The 20565-nt window shown below is 44.0% G+C and carries 20 protein-coding genes; 13 read left to right on the top strand and 7 right to left on the bottom strand.

Annotated elements, in window-relative coordinates; translation table 11 throughout:
• Positions 1-10: 10 nt before the first annotated feature.
• Complete coding sequence (locus tag FW774_RS20435; RefSeq protein WP_187774891.1) at positions 11-154, bottom strand: hypothetical protein; 144 nt, start codon at positions 152-154, stop codon at positions 11-13.
• A gap of 13 nt (positions 155-167) precedes the next feature.
• Positions 168-920 carry a hypothetical protein gene (locus FW774_RS12670; RefSeq protein WP_149348572.1) on the bottom strand — a complete coding sequence of 251 codons (753 nt, stop codon included), beginning with the start codon at positions 918-920 and terminating at the stop codon, positions 168-170.
• 147 nt (positions 921-1067) lie between these two features.
• On the opposite strand from FW774_RS12670, the gene FW774_RS12665 reads away from it, so the two are divergent.
• Entirely contained in the window at positions 1068-1553 is a 486-nt protein-coding gene (locus FW774_RS12665) for a potassium-transporting ATPase subunit C (protein WP_410522740.1), read from the top strand.
• A 119-nt stretch (positions 1554-1672) separates the two neighbouring features.
• Here FW774_RS12665 and FW774_RS12660 read toward each other — a convergent pair whose 3' ends face one another.
• Complete coding sequence (locus FW774_RS12660; protein ID WP_149348571.1) at positions 1673-2662, bottom strand: helix-turn-helix transcriptional regulator; 990 nt, start codon at positions 2660-2662, stop codon at positions 1673-1675.
• 146 nt (positions 2663-2808) lie between these two features.
• Between FW774_RS12660 and FW774_RS12655 the strand changes: the two genes are divergently transcribed.
• On the top strand, positions 2809-3105 hold the full coding sequence (locus FW774_RS12655; protein ID WP_149348570.1) for a YciI family protein: 297 nt from the start codon (positions 2809-2811) through the stop codon (positions 3103-3105).
• Between the two features lie 55 nt (positions 3106-3160).
• Here FW774_RS12655 and FW774_RS12650 read toward each other — a convergent pair whose 3' ends face one another.
• The 4 genes from FW774_RS12650 to FW774_RS12635 all read right to left on the bottom strand — a co-directional run bounded on the left by FW774_RS12650 (position 3161) and on the right by FW774_RS12635 (position 6305).
• The gene (locus FW774_RS12650; RefSeq protein ID WP_149348569.1) at positions 3161-4222 is read right to left on the bottom strand and encodes a DNA topoisomerase IB; all 1062 of its coding nucleotides are present in this window, start codon (positions 4220-4222) and stop codon (positions 3161-3163) included.
• A 49-nt stretch (positions 4223-4271) separates the two neighbouring features.
• On the bottom strand, positions 4272-4733 hold the full coding sequence (locus FW774_RS12645; RefSeq protein ID WP_149348568.1) for a redoxin domain-containing protein: 462 nt from the start codon (positions 4731-4733) through the stop codon (positions 4272-4274).
• Between the two features lie 17 nt (positions 4734-4750).
• Entirely contained in the window at positions 4751-5686 is a 936-nt protein-coding gene (gene rfbD / locus FW774_RS12640; protein ID WP_149348567.1) for a dTDP-4-dehydrorhamnose reductase, read from the bottom strand.
• 382 nt (positions 5687-6068) lie between these two features.
• Positions 6069-6305: a hypothetical protein gene (locus FW774_RS12635; RefSeq protein WP_149348566.1), complete on the bottom strand. Its 237-nt coding sequence runs from the start codon at positions 6303-6305 to the stop codon at positions 6069-6071.
• 178 nt (positions 6306-6483) lie between these two features.
• On the opposite strand from FW774_RS12635, the gene atpD reads away from it, so the two are divergent.
• The 11 genes from atpD to leuC all read left to right on the top strand — a co-directional run bounded on the left by atpD (position 6484) and on the right by leuC (position 20446).
• Entirely contained in the window at positions 6484-7989 is a 1506-nt protein-coding gene (gene atpD, locus FW774_RS12630; RefSeq protein WP_149348565.1) for a F0F1 ATP synthase subunit beta, read from the top strand.
• A gap of 90 nt (positions 7990-8079) precedes the next feature.
• A complete protein-coding gene (gene atpC, locus FW774_RS12625) occupies positions 8080-8325 on the top strand; it encodes an ATP synthase F1 subunit epsilon (protein ID WP_149348564.1) in 246 nt (81 codons plus the stop codon).
• 363 nt (positions 8326-8688) lie between these two features.
• The gene (ilvE, locus tag FW774_RS12620; protein WP_149348563.1) at positions 8689-9579 is read left to right on the top strand and encodes a branched-chain-amino-acid transaminase; all 891 of its coding nucleotides are present in this window, start codon (positions 8689-8691) and stop codon (positions 9577-9579) included.
• 1 nt (position 9580) lies between these two features.
• A complete protein-coding gene (gene ilvD / locus FW774_RS12615; protein ID WP_149348562.1) occupies positions 9581-11278 on the top strand; it encodes a dihydroxy-acid dehydratase in 1698 nt (565 codons plus the stop codon).
• A 61-nt stretch (positions 11279-11339) separates the two neighbouring features.
• Positions 11340-11564: a hypothetical protein gene (locus tag FW774_RS12610; RefSeq protein ID WP_149348561.1), complete on the top strand. Its 225-nt coding sequence runs from the start codon at positions 11340-11342 to the stop codon at positions 11562-11564.
• A gap of 140 nt (positions 11565-11704) precedes the next feature.
• Positions 11705-13387 carry a biosynthetic-type acetolactate synthase large subunit gene (gene ilvB / locus FW774_RS12605; RefSeq protein WP_410522739.1) on the top strand — a complete coding sequence of 561 codons (1683 nt, stop codon included), beginning with the start codon at positions 11705-11707 and terminating at the stop codon, positions 13385-13387.
• 11 nt (positions 13388-13398) lie between these two features.
• The gene (ilvN, locus tag FW774_RS12600) at positions 13399-14010 is read left to right on the top strand and encodes an acetolactate synthase small subunit (protein WP_149348559.1); all 612 of its coding nucleotides are present in this window, start codon (positions 13399-13401) and stop codon (positions 14008-14010) included.
• Positions 14011-14054: 44 nt separating this feature from the next.
• Positions 14055-15536, top strand: coding sequence for a ketol-acid reductoisomerase (gene ilvC / locus FW774_RS12595; protein ID WP_149348558.1), 1482 nt, complete (start codon positions 14055-14057; stop codon positions 15534-15536).
• 129 nt (positions 15537-15665) lie between these two features.
• Positions 15666-17156 (top strand): ATP-binding cassette domain-containing protein, encoded by a 1491-nt coding sequence (locus FW774_RS12590; RefSeq protein WP_149348557.1) that lies wholly within the window; start codon positions 15666-15668, stop codon positions 17154-17156.
• Between the two features lie 87 nt (positions 17157-17243).
• Positions 17244-18749 carry a 2-isopropylmalate synthase gene (locus FW774_RS12585; protein WP_149348556.1) on the top strand — a complete coding sequence of 502 codons (1506 nt, stop codon included), beginning with the start codon at positions 17244-17246 and terminating at the stop codon, positions 18747-18749.
• Positions 18750-19033: 284 nt separating this feature from the next.
• Positions 19034-20446 carry a 3-isopropylmalate dehydratase large subunit gene (leuC, locus tag FW774_RS12580; RefSeq protein WP_149348555.1) on the top strand — a complete coding sequence of 471 codons (1413 nt, stop codon included), beginning with the start codon at positions 19034-19036 and terminating at the stop codon, positions 20444-20446.
• Positions 20447-20565: the final 119 nt, after the last annotated feature.

The raw sequence follows: 20565 nt of genomic DNA, 5'->3' as shown, positions 1-20565 counted from the left end.
TAAACACCGTTTACGCCTTGTATGCATTGCGCCTCAGTGGTAAAAACTGATCGGGCGAAATGGCATCTTTAGGTGTTTCGACCAGGTTTTTGCTACAGGCCGATAGCAGCAATGCAGTTGATAATATATATAATAGTTTTACTTGCTTTTTCATTGTCTTTGTTTCATTAAAATCCAACATTAACACCAAATGCAAATACGCGGGCATTTGGATAAGTCCCATCATCTTTAGCCCTGATAAGCGAGTTGGTGCCTCCTTTATTTACTTCAGGATCAAAACCGTTGTATTTAGTTATCAGGAAAAGGTTTGATGCAGTAAAAAATACATCAACCTGCCTGAAGATTTTTGGCAATCCCTTTTTAAGGGTATAATTAAGCTGCACGGTTTTTAAACGGATCAATGAAGCATCATGCAAAAAACGAGAGCTTGGCACATTATCCCGTGAGTTTACCGCAGGTATATCCGATGTCGGGTTTGACGGTGTCCAGCGGTTAACCATGTAAGCAAACTGGTTAGTATACTCAGCACCTGCGCCCATAAAGAACTCGATGGCATTGTACATAGTAGCGCCATGGTTATACTGGAAGAAAAAATCAAGCGATAGATTTTTGTAGGCGAACCTGTTACCAAAACCGCCATATAAAGTTGGGTTTGGTGTGCCCAGATAATGATAATCATCAGCATTAAGATTACCATCGTGGTTATAATCACCATAACGTGGCTTACCAGGTTTATAAAAACCTGATGGCGATACCATGGTGCGCTGCCCGGCAGGTTTGGCCAGTTCGGCATCAATTTCGGCCTGGTTATGCCATACCCCTGCATAGTCTACACCAAAATTGGCCCCTATTGGTACGCCCACAACCAGATAGTTGGTATTAGCGCTATAGCCGTTATTATCAATAGATACTTTAACCAAAGGGCCAATATCTAATACCGTTTGCCGGTTGGTTGATAATGTAAATGTAGAGTTCCAGGTAAAATTTTTGGAACGTATTACATCGCCCGAAAGGGTAAATTCAAACCCGTATGATTCGGTTTTGCCCAGATTGATGAGGCGTGAGCCATAGTTTGCTTTTTATTTTTCTCAGGTATTTACACCCTGATTGTATTGGGTGTTGCACAATTTGCAGATAACAGGGGTAAGGGCGAAGTAATTATCCATAACGGTAAAACTTATTATGCTAACGTCGGACAAAAATTCACAAACGACAATTATTTTTATTCCCGTCCTTCTGCAACAGATTACAATGCCGCAGGTTCGGCAGGCAGCAACAAAGGCTCCACCAATCCTGATTACTTAAAAACGGTACAGGCAAGAATTGATACATTTTTAGCACACAATCCCGGCGTCAATAAACCGGATATTCCCTCCGATTTAGTTACAGCCAGTGGCAGTGGTTTAGATCCGCACATTTCCGTACAGGCAGCCAAAGTACAGGTAAAACGTATTGCCAGGGTTCGTGGCATTTCTGAAGGCAAGCTGCAACAGCTCATTCTTTCCAGCACTGAAAAACCATTGTTGGGACTGTTCGGAACAGAAAGAGTGTAGTATTGAGGTACAAAGTGAGTTTGACAAAGGAAGCCGGTTTACCGTTAAATTACCAAGCAAAAGCGGTAACTTATCTGCCGATAAGCCAGTTATCTGACCGCTTTAAACATACATCCGCTTTATGATTTCACTTTACCCGGAGAAACAGCAAACTTCTTCCGGAAGGCGGTATTAAAGTGCTGAACAGACGAATATCCCAGTTCTGCTGCAACCGACTTTATCGGCTTGCCTGCCAGTAGCAGGTCTTTAGCATGATCAAGTTTATGATTATTCAGATAACCATATATGCTGCTGTCAAACACCTCCTTAAATCCCTGCTTTAGCTTAAATTCATTGATCCCGCATACTTTTGCCAGTTGTGCAATGGAGGGTGGCTGGTGAATATGCTGAAGCAGGTAGTCCCGTGCGTAGAAGATACAGTCTCTGTCGTATGCAGATTTCAATATCCGGGACTGCTTTCTTGAAACAGCCTTTTCAAAAGCCTCGGCCTGGAGAACAAGCAATTCAATACACTTTGCCTGGAGGAACAACAGTTTTAAACCAGCGGTATGATCACAGTTCATAATATCCCGGATACAGTTATGCATGACCAGGGAGACAGGAAGACTTCGCTCTGCTATCTGTGTATAGCGTCCGGAAGCCACATGTTCTGCAAATTCCTGGAGGGCTTTACACGAATCTTTTGCCAGTTGCAGAAATCGCTCTTTGGTAAAATGGACCTCGAAAAAACGGTAATTGCATTTGGTATCATATTCTCCAACACCATCCAGTTCCGGTGTATAAATAATATTGTGCTGGTTGGGCTCGAAAAAATATCTTCTCTGGTCAATATAATTATACATCGTTCCGTTACCGGACAAGGCAAAGTGCAGTTCAACCATATCCGGAATATCGGTTGAGCGGAAATGCAATTGACTATGCTTGAACAGAATATCGCCATATACGATGAAAATATCCGGCATAGAGATCTGTACCAGCTCTGCATCCCCGAAGGAAAAGCTGTACTTCTCCCGCCGTTCTGCCACCAGCGGCGCTTGCATAAGGAACAGGTCAAAACTGGCGCCTATTTCCTGCCAGATTCCGGAGTTATCGCGAATATTCATACCCATACGGGCAAATTGGCAATTAAAATGGAAATGATTTTAAAATTTGTGTTAAAAATCCTTTTGGTATAAAAAAACATCCTTTTGATATAAAAACTGTCCCGCTTTATTCATCCACTTTTGTGCACTTGAACGTTAAAAAGAAACAACAGATGGCAACCGATTTTTCTAAACCGCATTATGTTGCATTGGTTTTAACAATGGATGAGCAGGCGCAGCTACAAAATGGCAATAAAAAGAATAGAAATCTTCATCAGTCCTATTACCATCGCCTGAAAAAGCAAAACAGTGTATTGTTTTACGGCAACACCTTAAATGATACCGGGCTGTATATTATTTTACAAGTTTCGTCGGATGAGCATCTGACAGAAATTATTGACAATGATCCGTTGCTTAAAACAGCAGCCATGGAGATAGTTAGCATAACACCTTTCTTCACCTGTATTTAAGGAGGGTAATCCTTTTATTAACAAAAGTAGCATCAACTAAGTAAGGAAAACAGTGTCATTTCTTTTTACCCTCCAGTTTCCGTTCAGCTTTTAAAAAGCTGAGCAGCACTTTTTCATCCGTCGTCAGCCCCGTTTCTGTAGATGAGATCGTATCGTTATGCAGCTTTTTCAGATACGGTTGCAGCCTGCCTGCTTCATAAGCTTCGATCAGGGGCGGAAAAACATAATATTTCTTACACACACTGCGGGTGTTACCCAATTTTGCCGACACTTCGTCCAGCATGGTATTAGTTATCTTCCGCGATAGCGTCTGACTTCCCGGCGCCTCAAAACCTGCATAACATTTCAGCGCTTCGAGCGTGCCGTACCAGGTTCTGAAATCTTTAGCCGTAAAATCGCAACAGGTTATTTCTTTAATATAATTATTGATGGCCCCCGAGCCAATAGAGCGCCGTTCACCGTTATCCGTATAGTATTGAAACAGTTCCTGCCCCGGGATATCGCGGCATTTCTTCACCAAACGGGCCAGTGTCCGGTCAGAAAATTCAATCTCATGAAAAACACCTTTCTTTCCTTTAAAAGCCAGTTTCATCCGGCTGCCGTTTATTTTTACATGCTTATCGCGAAGTGTGCTCAGCCCATAGCTTCCATACAGTTGCTTGTATGATTCGTTACCAATACGGATAAACGTTTTTTGCATGAGGCTTACCGATATAGCCAGCACCTTCCGCTCATCAAGCTGATGACGGCGAAGGTCTTTACGCAGATTTCGCCTGAATTCAGGGAGCTTGGTTCCGAACTCAAGCAGGCGATAAAATTTATTCTGATTACGCGATTTACACCAGTCGGTATGATACCGGTACTGTTTCCGGCCCGCAGCATCCACACCGGTTGCCTGCAAATGGGCATTCGCTTTGGGCGATATCCATACATTGGTCCAGGCCGGCGGCAAAACCAGTTGCTTTATCCGCAACAACGTTCTCTCATCGGTAACCTTGTTTCCTTTGGCATCAATATAAATAAAGTTTTTACCTGATTTTTTACGACTTATGCCAGGCGTGGCATCGGTTTGATAAATCAGATGATTCTCCTGGAGCAGTTGTTCCGTATCTGTCATATCTCCAATAACAAATTACGGAACAAATGTTCTCAAAACCGGCAGAAAACTATCCCAGCGATGCTTTGATGGCTTCAAAATCCGGCAGATCGCCCGCATTATCCAACACTTCGGCATAAGCAATCTGCTGATTTTCGTCTACCACAAAAGCTGCACGTTTAGCAACACCCTTCAATCCGAAAACAAATTCATCATAAAAAGCACCATACGCCTTAGAAACCTCTTTATTAAAATCAGACAGCAACGGGAACTGGTAATTATTCTCAGCTTTAAACTTGGCCAACGTAAAAGGAGAATCCACCGAAATACCAATAATGCCCGCTCCTATACCCTCATAATAACCAAAATCATCACGCATGGTACAAAGCTGCGTGGTGCAAACGCCGGTAAAGGCCATCGGGAAAAAGTGGATAACCAGCTTGCGACCCTTGTAATCATCCAGGGAGACTTCTTTAAGTTCAGAACTAATTAATGTAAAAGCAGGAGCTTTATCGCCTTTTTTTAGTGCCATGATATTTAATTTATGTGTTAGTGTTTAATATTAATTTCACGTTGTGCTATCCGGCTGCTCAGTTGCCGGTCAACCTCGCTTAATCCTTCTGCAAAGCTATGCGGCTGGTAATTCAAACCGGCAATTGCCTTATCCAGAATAAACCCGGTTTTTGCCGGACGGTTTGCCGTCTGGTTCAATTCATCTGATGAAACCGGTATAATCAATGACTGATCGAGCTTCCAGAAGGCAGCAACCCGGTTAACCAGCTCAAAAATACTCATCATATCCTTGCCTGATATATGGTAAATTCCATACGCTTCTTTTTGAGCTATCAGTAAGCAGGCCATCGCCAGGTCTTCAGCAAGGGTAGGCATTCGCCACTGATCATTCACCACCCGGATAGGCTGCTGCTTTTCCAGCGCCCCCTTTGCCCACAAAATAATATTGCTGCGGCTCATATCCTGCAAAATACCATAAACCAATATCGTACGCACAATGGTCCACCGGCATGGAGCATTCTGCAAAACTTTCTCCGCCTCGTACTTGGTATAACCGTAATAGCTCAAGGGATTAGGCAAATCATCTTCCCGGTAAGGGCCGTTTTCACCGTCAAAAACAAAATCAGTAGAAAGATGGATCAGGTGAATATCGTGCTCATAACAAATGGCAGCCAGGTTAGCCACAACCTGTACATTTAAATGATAACACTGCTGCTTATCCACTTCGCACACATCAACATTGGTCACTGCGGCTGTATGGATGATCACATCGGGATTGGTTTCTGCAACAACCCGGCGAATGGCAGCCTCGTCAGAAATATCAAGTGAACGGTACAAATACCCATCCTGATCAGGATAACGATCTTCGCCTTTGGATGTAGCAATCAATACGATATCAGGTTGCTTTACTAAAAGTTCTGTGAGTTTTTGCCCCAATAAGCCGTTGCTGCCCGTTACCAGTATGCGTTTCATGGCTTAAAGGTAATGATTAGTTGGTTAGTTTGTCTTGCCGGTGTCGTTGAGCAAAGTGAAATCCCGGGATTGTTCGCCTTACGCCCTCAAACCTTCTGCCTTCCACCTTTCTCGCTTCCGGTCTTTTCTGTCTTTCGGACTTTCCGGACTATGAACCATGAACCATAAGCCATTAGCTACCCTAAGCCCTAAACTTTACTCCTTCCAGCCTTTCTTGTCTCTTGCTTCTTTACTCTTGTTTCTATTAGCTCTCTACCTAAAACGTACTACGTAAAACTTACAACTTAAAACTTTCTTGTCTTTTCCGACTTTCCGGACTTTCCGACTTCCGGACTTTCCGACTTTCCGACTTTCCGACTTTCCGGACTATAGGCTATAAACCTTATACCTTAAATCTTCCCTCCTTCTGCCCGTCATGATGTTTGGAATCATTGCACCAGACCAGCACAAATATTAACAAGAGCACAACCAGGCATCCGATAAAAGGTTGAGTGTACCAGTGCTTAACTACAGATACATCATCCATGACATCCATAGCCCAGGCCGATTGGCTCATTAATATTCCCAGAACGGCGAATAAAAGCGTTTTTTTATAGTTACCCCAGCACTTCATTTCCAACTGTATTTCTTCTGATTAACACTTGATGTCGTGACAAGTTTTCGCTTTTTACACAAAAAATAAATTTCTGCATTTAGATGTTTGAGTTGTTGTGAATAAAGCATATTTTTGCAGACCAAAAAATACGCCCATTTGAAGGGGATAAACAGTTGATTTATAAAAATTTTACCATACTTGTATGCCAAACATTGGAAAAATAGCACAAATCATCGGACCGGTAGTTGACGTTAGCTTTGCTGACGATGCTCATTTACCTAAAATATACGATGCCTTAGAGATCACCAAATCCAACGGACAAAAAATTGTCCTTGAAGTTCAGCAGCACCTTGGAGAAGACCGGGTACGGGCTATTGCAATGGACTCTACCGACGGATTAGTTCGCGGAATGAAAGTTGAAGACACTGCCGCCCCGATCAAAATGCCTGTTGGTGATGCAATTAAAGGCCGTGTATTCAATGTGGTTGGCGATGCAATTGATGGTATTCCTAACCTTGATAAATCAAACGGGCGTCCCATTCACAACACGCCTCCTAAATTTGAGGATCTGTCTACCGAAACCGAAGTGTTATTTACCGGGATCAAGGTAATTGACCTGCTTGAGCCTTATGCAAAAGGTGGAAAGATCGGTCTGTTCGGTGGTGCCGGTGTAGGTAAAACCGTATTAATCCAGGAGCTGATTAATAACATCGCGAAAGCATATTCCGGATTATCTGTATTTGCCGGCGTAGGCGAGCGTACCCGTGAAGGAAACGACTTACTGCGTGAAATGCTTGAATCTGGTATCATTAAATATGGTGAAGACTTCATGCACGGTATGGAGAAAGGCGAATGGAACCTGGATAAAGTGAACCAGGAAGAACTGAGAGATTCTAAGGCAACTTTCGTATTCGGTCAGATGAATGAGCCTCCCGGCGCACGTGCCCGTGTAGCCTTATCCGGCCTTACCATTGCAGAATATTTCCGCGATGGCGACGGTCAGGGTGCAGGACGTGATATCCTGTTCTTTATTGATAACATCTTCCGTTTCACCCAGGCCGGTTCTGAAGTATCAGCGCTGTTAGGCCGTATGCCATCAGCCGTAGGTTACCAGCCAACGCTGGCCACAGAAATGGGTTTGATGCAGGAGCGTATCACATCAACCAAACGCGGTTCAATTACATCGGTACAAGCGGTATACGTACCTGCCGATGACTTGACCGACCCTGCTCCTGCTACTACATTCGCCCACTTGGATGCAACAACCGTATTATCACGTAAAATTGCCGAGCTGGGTATTTATCCTGCGGTAGATCCCCTGGACTCTACTTCACGAATATTAAGCCCGATGGTTTTAGGCGATGAGCATTACAACACCGCACAACGTGTAAAACAAATCCTGCAACGCTATAAAGAGCTTCAGGATATCATCGCCATCCTGGGTATGGACGAGCTGTCTGAAGAAGATAAGCTGGTAGTTAGCCGGGCACGTCGTGTACAACGCTTCCTGTCTCAGCCATTCCACGTAGCCGAGCAGTTTACCGGACTGAAAGGTGTATTGGTTGACATTAAAGATACCATCAAAGGTTTCAATATGATCATTGACGGTGAAGTTGACGAATACCCTGAAGCAGCTTTCAACCTGGTTGGTACCATTGAAGATGCTATTGAAAAAGGTAAGAAAATATTAGCTGAAGCAAACGCATAGCCCCACCGGCCTCCCCAAAATGGAGGAAAAGGAAAGGCTTATAAATAACTATTTTAATCCTCTCCCCTTTGGGGAGATAAGAGAGGGGCAATGAAATTAGAAATATTAACACCTGATAAAACCGTTTTTGAAGGCGAGATCACTTCGATCACCGTACCGGGAAGTGCCGGATCTTTTGAAATACTGAAAGATCATGCGCCTATTATCTCTACACTTGACGATGGCCAGGTGATCATCAGAAATGGCAAAGACTCACAATCCTTGTTTATAAAAGGAGGCGTTATTGAGGCATTACGTAACTCTATTGTAGTGCTTGCCGAAGGCATTAATCAATAACACAAAATCAGGCAAAAAAAAGGCCGGCTGAACAGATTCAGCCGGCCTTTTTTTTAAATTTTCTTGCAGAAATTTCATTTTTACGCAGAAAACAGGCATCATCTTACCTTCATCATTAAATTTGAACCGTATACCGTTTTGAACTTTGGTATACAATCAATATATTTATATTTTTAAAAACCACGACATATTCACTTAATAATTTGGATAAATCAGCATATAGCAAAATAAAATTCTAATTTCAATTATTTTATACAAGCTATTGACACTATTAATTGAACTACCTACCTTGGATTTGCAACTTAATTATAAAAGTTGTGGCGCCTGCCCTTAATACGGCCGACGCTTTTTTTATAAAATCAGATGCAATATTATAACCATAAAACACAGGTATACCTTAACGGCAAATTTGTTTACGCTGCCGATACAGGTGTCGATTTGTTCAGCCAAACGCTGCATTATGGTTATGGTGTATTTGAAGGACTCCGGGCATACAACACCCACAACGGTGTTCGCATATTCAAGGCCGAAGAGCATTTTGACCGTCTTCAGCAATCGTGCAGAGCCTTATCTATTGATTACAAATGGAATAACCGGCGCTTAATAGAAGACACTTATCATTTACTGGAGCTAAACCACTTACGCAACGCCTATATCCGGCCGCTGGTTTATTGCGGCCCCAATATGAAGCTTAGCCATCCCGGCGAGCCTCATTTAATGATTGCGGCCTGGGAGTGGTCGGCGGTTTTAGGCGAGCGGCTTTTGCGCCTGTGCACCTCAAACTATCAACGGCATAATCCTAACTCCATTCATACAGAAGCAAAAGTAACAGGGCATTACGTTACCTCTATCCTTGCCTCGAACGATGCAAAGCAACGAGGATACGACGAAGCCTTGCTGCTCGACCATCAGCAATATATCGCCCAAACATCCGGAGCCAATTTCTTTTTAGAACGCAATGGCAAACTGTTTACGCCGGCTACAGGTAATATTTTTCCAGGCATCACCCGGCAAACCGTTATCGGTATTTGCAGGCAGTTAGGCATAGAGCTGGTAGAAAAACAACTTACGCTGAACGATGTCAGAAACGGCACAAGCGCCTTTCTGTGCGGCACTGCTACAGAAATTGTAGGCGTAGGCAGCATTGATCATATAACCTTTGAAACCGATTGGGAAGATTCAATAGGAGCAACAATTAAACGATTTTACAGGAACCTGGTTCTTGAAAAAGAAAATTATGAAGTAATCATATAATATGGAAACAGCAGAAAAGACAGTATTAAACCGCTACAGCAGAACACTTACCCAGGATCCGACCCAACCGGCCGCACAATCACAACTCTATGGCATCGGGCTTACTGATGAAGATCTGGACAAAGCGCAGGTAGGCATTGCCAGTATGGGATATGACGGGAATCCGTGTAACATGCACCTGAACGACTTAGCACAAGATGTAAAAAAAGGCGTCTGGGATAATAACCTGGTGGGCCTTATTTTTAATACCATCGGCATAAGTGACGGCATGACCAACGGAACAGATGGCATGCGCTATTCGCTGGTTAGCCGCGATCTTATTGCTGATTCTATCGAAACCGTGTGTGGCGGACAATACTACGACGGGCTGATAACCATACCCGGTTGTGATAAAAACATGCCCGGCTCAATAATGGCAATGGGCCGGCTTAACCGCCCCTCCATCATGGTATACGGCGGAACGATAGCACCGGGGCATTATAAAGATAAAGACGATCTGAACATTGTTTCTGTATTTGAAGCATTAGGCCAAAAAATTGCCGACAATATAGATGAGATAGATTTCAAGGAAATTATCAAAAGAAGCTGCATTGGCCCCGGCGCATGTGGTGGTATGTATACCGCTAATACAATGGCCTCAGCCATCGAGGCTATGGGAATGAGCCTCCCCTACTCAAGCAGCAACCCGGCAAGAGGCGAAGAAAAACGAAAAGAATGCGTTGAAGCCGGAAAATATATCCGTATTCTGCTTGAAAAAGATATCAAGCCCCGCGATATCATGACCCGCGAAGCATTTGAAAACGCTATCGTCACCATTATGGTATTGGGTGGAAGCACCAACGCTGTACTGCATTTAATAGCTATGGCTAAAAGTGTGGATATTCCTTTAACCTTAGACGATTTTCAGGCTATAAGCGACCGGATTCCTGTGCTGGCAGACTTTAAGCCCAGCGGGAAATACATGATGGAAGACCTGCATAAAAATGGCGGTACTCCGGCTGTTTTAAAATATTTATTACAGAAAGGATTATTGCATGGCGATTGCCTGACAGTAACCGGAAAAACACTGGCAGAGAATCTGGCAGATGTTCCTGATTTAAATTTTGAAACCCAGGACATTATTCATCCGCTTGAAAACCCCATCAAAAAAACAGGGCATTTACAAATATTATACGGCAACCTGGCAGAAAAAGGAAGCGTAGCGAAAATCAGCGGTAAAGAAGGTGAAAAATTCACCGGTACCGCTCGGGTGTTTGACGGGGAGAAGAAACTCATTGCCGGGCTGGCAGAAGGTAAAGTAAAATCCGGAGACGTGGTGGTAATTAAGAATGAAGGGCCTAAGGGCGCACCAGGTATGCCCGAAATGCTGAAACCAACTTCTGCTATTATTGGCGCCGGACTTGGAAAATCTGTAGCCTTAATTACCGACGGACGGTTTAGCGGAGGCACCCACGGATTTGTGGTAGGGCACATTACACCCGAAGCTTTTGAAGGCGGCTTGATAGGCCTCGTAAAAGATGATGATGTTATTGAAATAGACGCTGTAAATAATACCATCAATTTAAAAGTATCAGAGGAAGAAATTGCGAAACGCCGTGCTGCCTGGCAAAAACCGGCGCTAAAGGTTAGCCGCGGTGTTCTTTACAAATACGCAAAATTTGTAAAAGATGCTTCTGAAGGATGCGTAACCGATGAATAGGCCCACCCAACCCTCCCAAAGGGAGGGATTATAATTGCGTAAATAATTTAAATTGTATTCATTGAGCGAGAAAATCACACATACAACAGCTACTAAAGCTCCTCCTTTGAAGATAGGGGTTACAATTATGCGGGCATTTGTGGAAGTAAGAAGAGTATTGTTACAGCAAAGTGATTTAAAAGAGCAATTGAAAGAGCTAAAAGACCGAGTCTGTAGCCATGATATACAACCCATCCAGGTTTACAAGGCACTCGAAAATATACCGGGTGAAAAAGCAGCGGCCTAAAACCCTCCCCTTAAGGGGGAGTTGGAGGGGGCCGAAAGAATCGGTTTCAAATTATAAAACAATAATAAAAACATTAAGTTATGAATACCCTTGAATTACAAAAAGAAGAAGCCTCAACACAGCCCGAACAAGCTCAAACGATGACTGGCAGCCAGGCAGTAATTGAGTGTCTTCTTGCTGAAGGGACAGATACTATTTTTGGCTATCCCGGCGGTGCTATTATGCCAATTTATGATGCGCTTTACGATTATCGTGATAAGGTGAACCACATCTTAGTCCGTCATGAACAGGGAGGCATCCATGCCGGTCAGGGATATGCCCGTACTTCCGGCAAGGTAGGCGTGGTATTTGCCACCAGCGGCCCCGGGGCAACCAACCTGGTTACCGGTTTAGCCGATGCGCAGATAGACAGCACGCCGGTAGTATGTATTACCGGACAAGTGTTTGCGCACCTGCTGGGAACCGATGCTTTCCAGGAAACGGATGTTATCAACATCACCACTCCGGTAACCAAATGGAATTACCAGGTAACCGATGCCTGCGAAATTCCCGAAGCCATAGCCAAGGCATTCTACATCGCCCGCAGCGGCCGTCCCGGGCCGGTATTGATCGATATTACCAAGAACGCCCAGGTTCAGAAATTTAACTATAAAGGATATACGCCTTGTAATCACATACGCAGCTACCGGCCAAAGCCCAACGTACGCGAAGAATATATTGAGCGTGCCGCCGAGCTGATCAACGCAGCAAAGAAACCGTTCGTGTTGTTTGGCCAGGGGGTTATTTTAGGCGGCGCCGAAGCCGAGTTCAAAGCCTTTGTAGAAAAAAGCGGTATTCCTTCAGCCTGGACGGTTCTGGGCGCAGGCGCTTTGCCAACCGGCCATCCGTTAAACGTGGGCATGCTGGGCATGCACGGTAACTACGGCCCTAACGTTTTGACCAACGAATGCGACGTGCTGATAGCCGTAGGCATGCGTTTTGACGACCGTGTAACAGGCCGTTTAGACAAATACGCCAGGCAGGCACAGGTGATCCACCTGGATATTGATCCGGCGGAGATCGACAAAAACGTACAAACAACCGTTCCGGTATGGGGCGATTGCAAGGAAACACTGCCTTTGCTGACCAGGCTGGTTGAGAAAAAAGAACATCCCGAATGGCTACAAAAGTTCAGGGATTATGAGCAGCAGGAAATTGAGGCGGTTATCCGGAAGGAATTGCATCCGCAAACCGGGGAGATGACCATGGGCGAAGTGATTGACAAGCTCAACAAATTGACCAAAGGCGATGCTGTGATTGTAACCGATGTTGGCCAGCACCAGATGGTGGCCTGCCGCTATGCCAAATTTAATCAAACCCGCAGCAATGTTACCAGCGGCGGATTAGGCACAATGGGCTTTGCACTTCCGGCGGCTATCGGCGCTAAGTTCGGCGCACCTAACCGTACGGTAGTCGCTGTAATTGGCGACGGTGGCTTCCAGATGACTTTACAGGAACTTGGAACCATCATGCAAACCGGCATCGATGTGAAAATACTTATCCTCAATAATCACTTCCTGGGCATGGTACGGCAATGGCAGGAGCTGTTCAACGATCGCCGGTATTCATTTGTAGATATCGAAAGTCCTGATTTTGTAGCCCTGGCAAAAGCATACAAAATTGACGGTAACAGCATTTCAGATCGCAAAGATCTCGAAGCAGCATTGCAGACCATGTTAAATCATCAGGGCTCTTACCTGCTCGAAGTAACTGTTACCAAAGAAAATAATGTTTTCCCGATGGTGCCACAGGGATGCAGCGTAAGTGAGATCAGGTTAAAATAAACGCAAACAAGATGGAAACAAATCATAAACATCCGGAAAAGAAGGAATTTAATATCACCGTTTATACTGAAAACCAAATTGGTTTACTTAACCGGATAGCTATTATATTTACACGCCGAAAAATTAATATCGATAGTTTAAATACATCGCCTTCTGAAATTGAGGGAATTCACCGGTTCAACATTGTTATTGATGAAACCGAAGATGTTGTACGCAAGCTGGCCCGGCAGATAGAGAAGCAGGTTGAAGTGTTAAAGGTATATTACAATACCAACGATGACATCATCTGGCAGGAAATGGCTTTATACAAAGTCCCAACCGAGGCTATCGCCGAAAAAGCCAGCGTTGAGCGCCTGTTGCGTGAGCATGGGGCCCGGGCGGTGGTTATCCGTAAAGATTATACCGTTTTTGAAACTACCGGCCATCGCGAAGAAACAGATACCTTAATTGAGGTATTACAACCCTATGGATTGATAGAGTTTGTGCGTAGCGCCCGTGTAGCTATTATTAAAGACAGCGAGGGCTTCAACCAGAAGCTCCGTGAATTTGAGCAACGTGAGCCCGGCGAAGAGGTTATAGAAAATGAATACTTAAATAAACGGGATAAGGTATTCACAATGTAATTAAGATTTAAACAGTAACATAAAAACAGAACATAATTAAGAAAATGGCAAATTATTTTAACACCTTACCCTTAAGAGAGCAATTAAACCAGTTAGGCGTGTGCGAGTTCATGGAAAACTCAGAATTTGCAGACGGCGTAAACGCTTTAAAAGGTAAAAAAATTGTGATCGTTGGATGCGGTGCTCAAGGTTTGAACCAGGGTTTAAACTTAAGAGATAGCGGACTGGACGTTTCGTACGCACTGCGTAAGGAAGCTATCGAAGGCAAAAGAGATTCATGGAAAAACGCTACCAGCAATAACTTTAAGGTAGGCACTTACGAGGAGCTGATCCCTACGGCCGACCTGGTTGTAAATTTAACTCCCGACAAACAACATACTGCTGTAGTTAATGCCATAATGCCTTTTATGAAACAGGGCTCTACCCTGCTGTATTCTCATGGCTTTAACATTGTAGAAGAAGGCATGCAGATCCGTAAGGATATTACCGTAATTATGGTTGCCCCTAAAAGCCCCGGTTCTGAGGTTAGATCAGAGTATTTAAGAGGATTTGGTGTACCTACATTAATTGCCGTTCACCCCGAAAATGATCCGGAAGGAAAAGGCCTGGCTCAGGCAAAAGCGTATTGTGTAGGAACCGGCGGTCACCGGGCAGGTGTGCTGAGATCATCTTTTGTAGCCGAGGTAAAGTCCGACTTAATGGGCGAGCAAACCATCCTTTGCGGTTTACTGCAAACAGGCTCCATCCTTTCTTTCGATAAGATGATTGAAAAAGGAATTGATCCGGGTTATGCCTCTAAATTGGTTCAGTATGGCGTTGAAGTAATTACCGAAGCCTTAAAGCACGGCGGCGTAAGCGGCATGATGGATCGTTTAAGTAATCCTGCAAAGATCAAAGCATTTAAAATTTCTGAAGAGCTGAAAGACATCATGCGCCCGCTGTTTCAAAAGCACCAGGACGATATCATGTCGGGCGAGTTCAGCAAAACCATGATGGAAGACTGGGCCAATGGCGATGCTAATTTGTTAAAATGGCGGGCTGAAACAGGCGAAACCGCTTTTGAAAAAACTCCGGCAGGCGATGTTAAAATTGGCGAGCAGGAATATTTCGACAATTACCTGTTAATGGTTGCCTTTATCAGAGCCGGTGTTGAATTAGCTTTTGAAACCATGGTTGAGGCCGGCATCAAAGCAGAATCCGCTTACTACGAATCGCTGCACGAAACCCCGCTTATCGCCAACACCATTGCACGTAAAAAATTATTCGAAATGAACCGGGTAATTTCTGATACAGCTGAATATGGTTGTTATTTATTCGATCAGGCTTGTAAACCTTTGTTGGCAGATTTCATGAAAACTGTTGATACCGATTTAGTAGGCAAAAACTATAACGAAGGTAAAGACGGTTCTGTTGATAATGCAGAATTAGTGGCCATTAACGAGGTTTTACGTGAGCATCCGGTAGAAATTGTAGGCAGAAAGCTGCGTAAAGCCATGACTGCCATGAAAGCGATAAAAACAGTTTAAAGGCCTCTCCCCGAACCTCTCCAAGGGAGAGGGAGTAACGAGAGCGCTATGTATTAATTAATGTAATAAATTAAATTTATTCTTCTAAAAGTCCCCTCTCTTTTGGAGAGGGGATTTAGGGGTGAGGCCATGAAACAACCCGTCGTCCATATCCGGCATTTAAACCTGAAATACAAAAACAACGTTGTATTAAAGGATTTGAATTGGACCATTAATCGTGGAGACAATTGGTTATTAAACGGTATCAGCGGAAGCGGTAAAACATCGTTAGCTAAAATCATTGCGGGGCAGCAAAGTGCAGTTGGAGAAATCGACATTAACTTTGATACCACAAGCAAGCTTCCGGCCCGCGTACTTTATGTAGAAAGCTGGTATCAGTTCAAAAATTTAGAAGGCGTTGCCAATTTCTATTATCAGCAGCGTTACACCAATCTCCAGTTTAAAGAAACGCTAACGGTAAAAGCCGAATTAAAACTTTTTGGCAAAGAAAATAATCTTGATTTTACAGAGGCGGAAGTATTGATAGATGCCCTGGGCTATTCCGGACAACGGGATTCACAACTGATTGAGCTATCAAGCGGCGAGCATAAAAAACTCCAATTGATAAAAGCGTTATGGCTAAAACCACAATTGCTTATCATCGATCAGCCTTACACCGGTTTAGACGTAAACTCCCGTAAAGTTCTGAATAGACTGTTAGATGAGGCGGCCGCGGAAGGCGTTACGCTGATATTGATTTCCAACGATGAGCATGCACCTTCGGCGATAAATCGTTTTGCCTTGTTAGAAGGAACCTTAGTTGAAGTCGCTTCGGCAGAAGAATTACAATTAGAAGCCGACCAGCCATTGCGTGAGATTCCCGGTTTCTTAAAAGTACCGCCTAATTATTCATCAGACCATATTGTTAAGATGGTGAACATCAACATTAGTTATGGTGAAAAGCAAGTGTTAAAGAATATCAATTGGGAGGTAAACAAAGGAGAAAAATGGCTTTTACAAGGTCATAATGGTTCCGGGAAGTCAACCCTGTTAAGCCTGTTGAACGGTGATCATCCGCAGGCTTATACCGATGGGCTTTATCTTTTTGGTAAGCCGAGAGGAAGCGGGGAAAGTATCTGGGATATCAAACAACGTATCGGCCTGATTTCCCCCGAGTTTCACTGGTACTTTGACTCATCTTCCACCGTATGGCAAAGCATTGCATCCGGCCTGTACGATAATTTTGGCTTAACGCTGGAATTACCTTACAGTAAAGCCCAGAAAGTAGATGAGCTGGTAGCTTATTTCGGACTTACAGATATCAAAAACGAAATTTTAGGCACCTTGCCTTTAGGAAAACAACGTCTGACACTGCTGGCAAGAACCATTATCAAAGATCCGGAATTACTGATTTTAGATGAGCCCTGCCAGGGATTAGACCAGCAGCAAACCCGATACTTCAACCAATTGGTCGACGAGCTGTGCAGCAATGGCATGACCCTGATTTACGTAGGTCACTATGAATCGGCTTTGCCGGACACACTGGAAAAAAGAATTGTGCTGGAAAAAGGAACAGTAAAAATAATTGAAGATATCAACGTACCGGAAACAGAACCGGCAGATTTTCAGCAGGTAAATTAACATTGAAACAAACAGGTCGCGTTTAACAAGCGACTTCTGAATAAAGTATAAAAACCGGCCCTGGGCCTTAAAAATACAAACAGAACTATGATACACGATCCGAACCGTATTTATGTATTTGACACCACGTTAAGAGATGGCGAGCAGGTACCTGGTTGCCAGTTAACCACAAGCGAAAAGATTGAAATAGCAAAAGAGCTTGAACTGCTGGGTGTTGATGTTATTGAGGCAGGATTTCCTATTTCTAGTCCGGGAGATTTCCAAAGCGTGGTAGAATTGTCTAAAGCGGTAAGTGAGCCTGTTATCTGCGCTTTGACAAGAGCCAATACCAAAGATATCGACGCTGCTGTGGAATCGCTTAAATACGCCAAAAGACCACGGATACACACCGGTATCGGCTCATCGGACATGCACATTAAATACAAATTCAACAGTACCCGCGAAGAAATCCTGCAACGGGGTGTTGATGCGGTAAAATATGCCAAGAAGTTTGTTGAGGATATTGAGTTCTATGCAGAAGATGCGGGCCGGGCGGATATCGAATTTCTGGCAAAAATGGTTGAAGCCGTTATTGCCGCGGGAGCAACAGTAGTAAATATTCCCGACACGAACGGTTACTGCCTGCCCGATCAGTATGGCGCAAAAATCAAGTTCTTAATGGATAATGTTAAGAATATCGACAAAGCCATTATTTCTGTTCACTGTCATAACGATTTAGGTTTAGCTACCGCGAACACCATTGCCGGCATCCAGAACGGCGCCCGTCAGGTTGAGTGTACCATAAACGGCATCGGTGAGCGGGCTGGTAACACGTCGCTGGAAGAAGTTGCCATGATATTAAAAACCCACACTACGCTGGGTAAATACACTAACATCAACAGCAAAAAATTCCACCAGCTAAGCGGCATGGTAAGCCGCATGATGCGTATGCCTGTTCAGCCCAACAAAGCCATTGTAGGTAAAAACGCTTTTGCGCACAGCTCGGGCATCCACCAGGACGGTGTATTAAAATTCAGGGAAAACTATGAGATCATTAACCCCGAAGATGTGGGCATTGACCAGTCTGAAATTATCCTGACTGCCAGAAGTGGCCGCCACGCACTGAAACACCATTTAGAGCGTTTAGGTTATGTACCGGATAAAATTAATTTAGACGAGGTTTACGAAAGATTCCTTATTCTTGCAGACAAAAAGAAAGAGATTAACGATGATGATCTGTTATCGTTGATGGGCGAAGGTACTAACAACTATAAGGATGGAATCCACATTAAGCTTTTACAGGTGCAATGCGGGCATCCGTTAGTTCCAACATCAACCATCCGGATAGAATATAAAAATGAGGTAAAGGAAGCGTCGGCAACCGGTAACGGGCCGGTAAACGCTACTATCAATGCCGTAAATGCCATTATCGGGAAAGATATTAATCTCAAAGAATTGCATATCGACTCCATACATGGCGGCAGCACCGATAACTGTAAAGTAACCATGACACTGGTTTACAACGAAAAAACCTATTTAGGCTATGGTTTCCATACCGATATTGTACAGGCATCGGCGCAAGCCTACTTAGACGCGGTAAACAAATTTATATAATAGTATTAAGAGCCTGTTTAAAAATGAAAAAGTTAAGATATACGGAGCTGCTGGTAGTCGCCACCAGCAGCGGCAGGAAGCCATGGACGGTGTCTTCACCGTCCATTAATTAAAGCCTGTAAAATCTTTATATGAAATTTAAACCGGCTCTAAGTCAATTATAAATTGTCTGATTAGTACATTTTTGATATATCTGGTTTTAAACGTGTTACCTGTTTTTAATTTTGACTTTTTACTTTTGACTTAACAATAAGCATTAACAACAATAGAGAAATATAACAAAAATGAGCAAGACGTTATTTGATAAGGTGTGGGATGCGCATGTGGTGCGTAAAATAGAGGGAGGCCCCGACGTATTATTTATAGACCGTCATTTAATTCACGAAGTAACCAGCCCGGTTGCTTTCCTGGGGTTAAAAACCAGGGGTATTAAGGTATTATATCCGGAACGTACATTTGCTACTGCCGACCATAATACGCCTACTCAGAATCAGCATTTACCGGTCCAGGATCCGCTTTCTGCCAACCAGCTGAAAGCGCTGGAAGAAAACTCCAAAGAATACGGCATCATGCATTGGGGATTGGGGCACTTTAAAAACGGTATTGTGCACGTTATAGGCCCCGAAAACGGCATTACACTGCCCGGCGTAACCATAGTCTGCGGCGATTCGCATACTTCTACGCATGGGGCATTTGGCGCCATAGCGTTCGGTATCGGAACCTCTGAGGTTGAAATGGTACTTTCAGCGCAATGTATCATGCAACCCAAACCAAAAAAAATGCGCATTACGGTTAATGGCTCGTTAAGCAAAGGCGTTACACCAAAAGATGTTGCATTATACATCATCTCCAGGCTTACTACCTCCGGGGCAACCGGCTATTTTGTAGAATATGCGGGCGAGGTATTTCGTAATATGAGCATGGAAGGCCGTATGACGGTTTGTAACCTGAGCATTGAGATGGGTGCACGCGGCGGCATGATCGCTCCCGACCAAACTACATTTGATTATGTAAAAGGTCGTGAATTTGCGCCTAAAGGCGAAGCCTGGGATAAAGCGATGGCATACTGGAAAACCCTGAAAACCGATGACGATGCTGTTTTTGACAAGGAGTTTGTTTTTGACGGCGCCGACATTGAACCGATGATCACCTACGGAACCAATCCGGGTATGGGGATGGGCATTTCGCATCATATTCCTAAAGCCGAAGAAGTAGAAGGCGGAGCCGCTACCTACGAAAAATCGTTAGGTTATATGGGCTTCCACGAGGGCGATGCCATGATCGGCAAAAAAGTAGATTACGTGTTTGTGGGTAGCTGTACCAATGGCCGTATCGAAGATTTCAGGGCATTTGCATCGCTGGTTAAAGGCAGAAAGAAAGCTGATAATGTAACCGTTTGGCTGGTTCCCGGCTCTCATATTGTTGAACAACAAATCAAGGACGAAGGTTTACTGGATATTCTTACCGAGGCCGGGTTTACGCTTCGCCAGCCCGGATGCTCAGCCTGCCTGGCCATGAACGATGATAAAATTCCTGCCGGAAAATACGCGGTAAGCACCTCAAACCGTAACTTTGAAGGACGCCAGGGCCCCGGAGCCCGCACCATGCTGGCAAGTCCGTTGGTTGCCGCTGCTGCTGCCGTAACCGGCAAAGTAACCGACCCAAGGGAATTAATGGAAGAAGGAGAATTAGTATAATAAAAAGCGGAAAGCAAAAAGCTCAAAGCGTTATAGATAGCTAAAGTTAGTAACATAATCATTAACATTAAAATATAATCCCGGAAAGTCCCTCTCCTTGGGAGAGGGATTTAGGGTGA

Source organism: Pedobacter sp. BS3 (assembly GCF_008274585.1).
Lineage (GTDB): Bacteria > Bacteroidota > Bacteroidia > Sphingobacteriales > Sphingobacteriaceae > Hufsiella_A.
The sequence above is the reverse complement of the archived record's forward strand: the minus strand, read 5'-3'. Positions and strand labels throughout refer to the sequence as shown.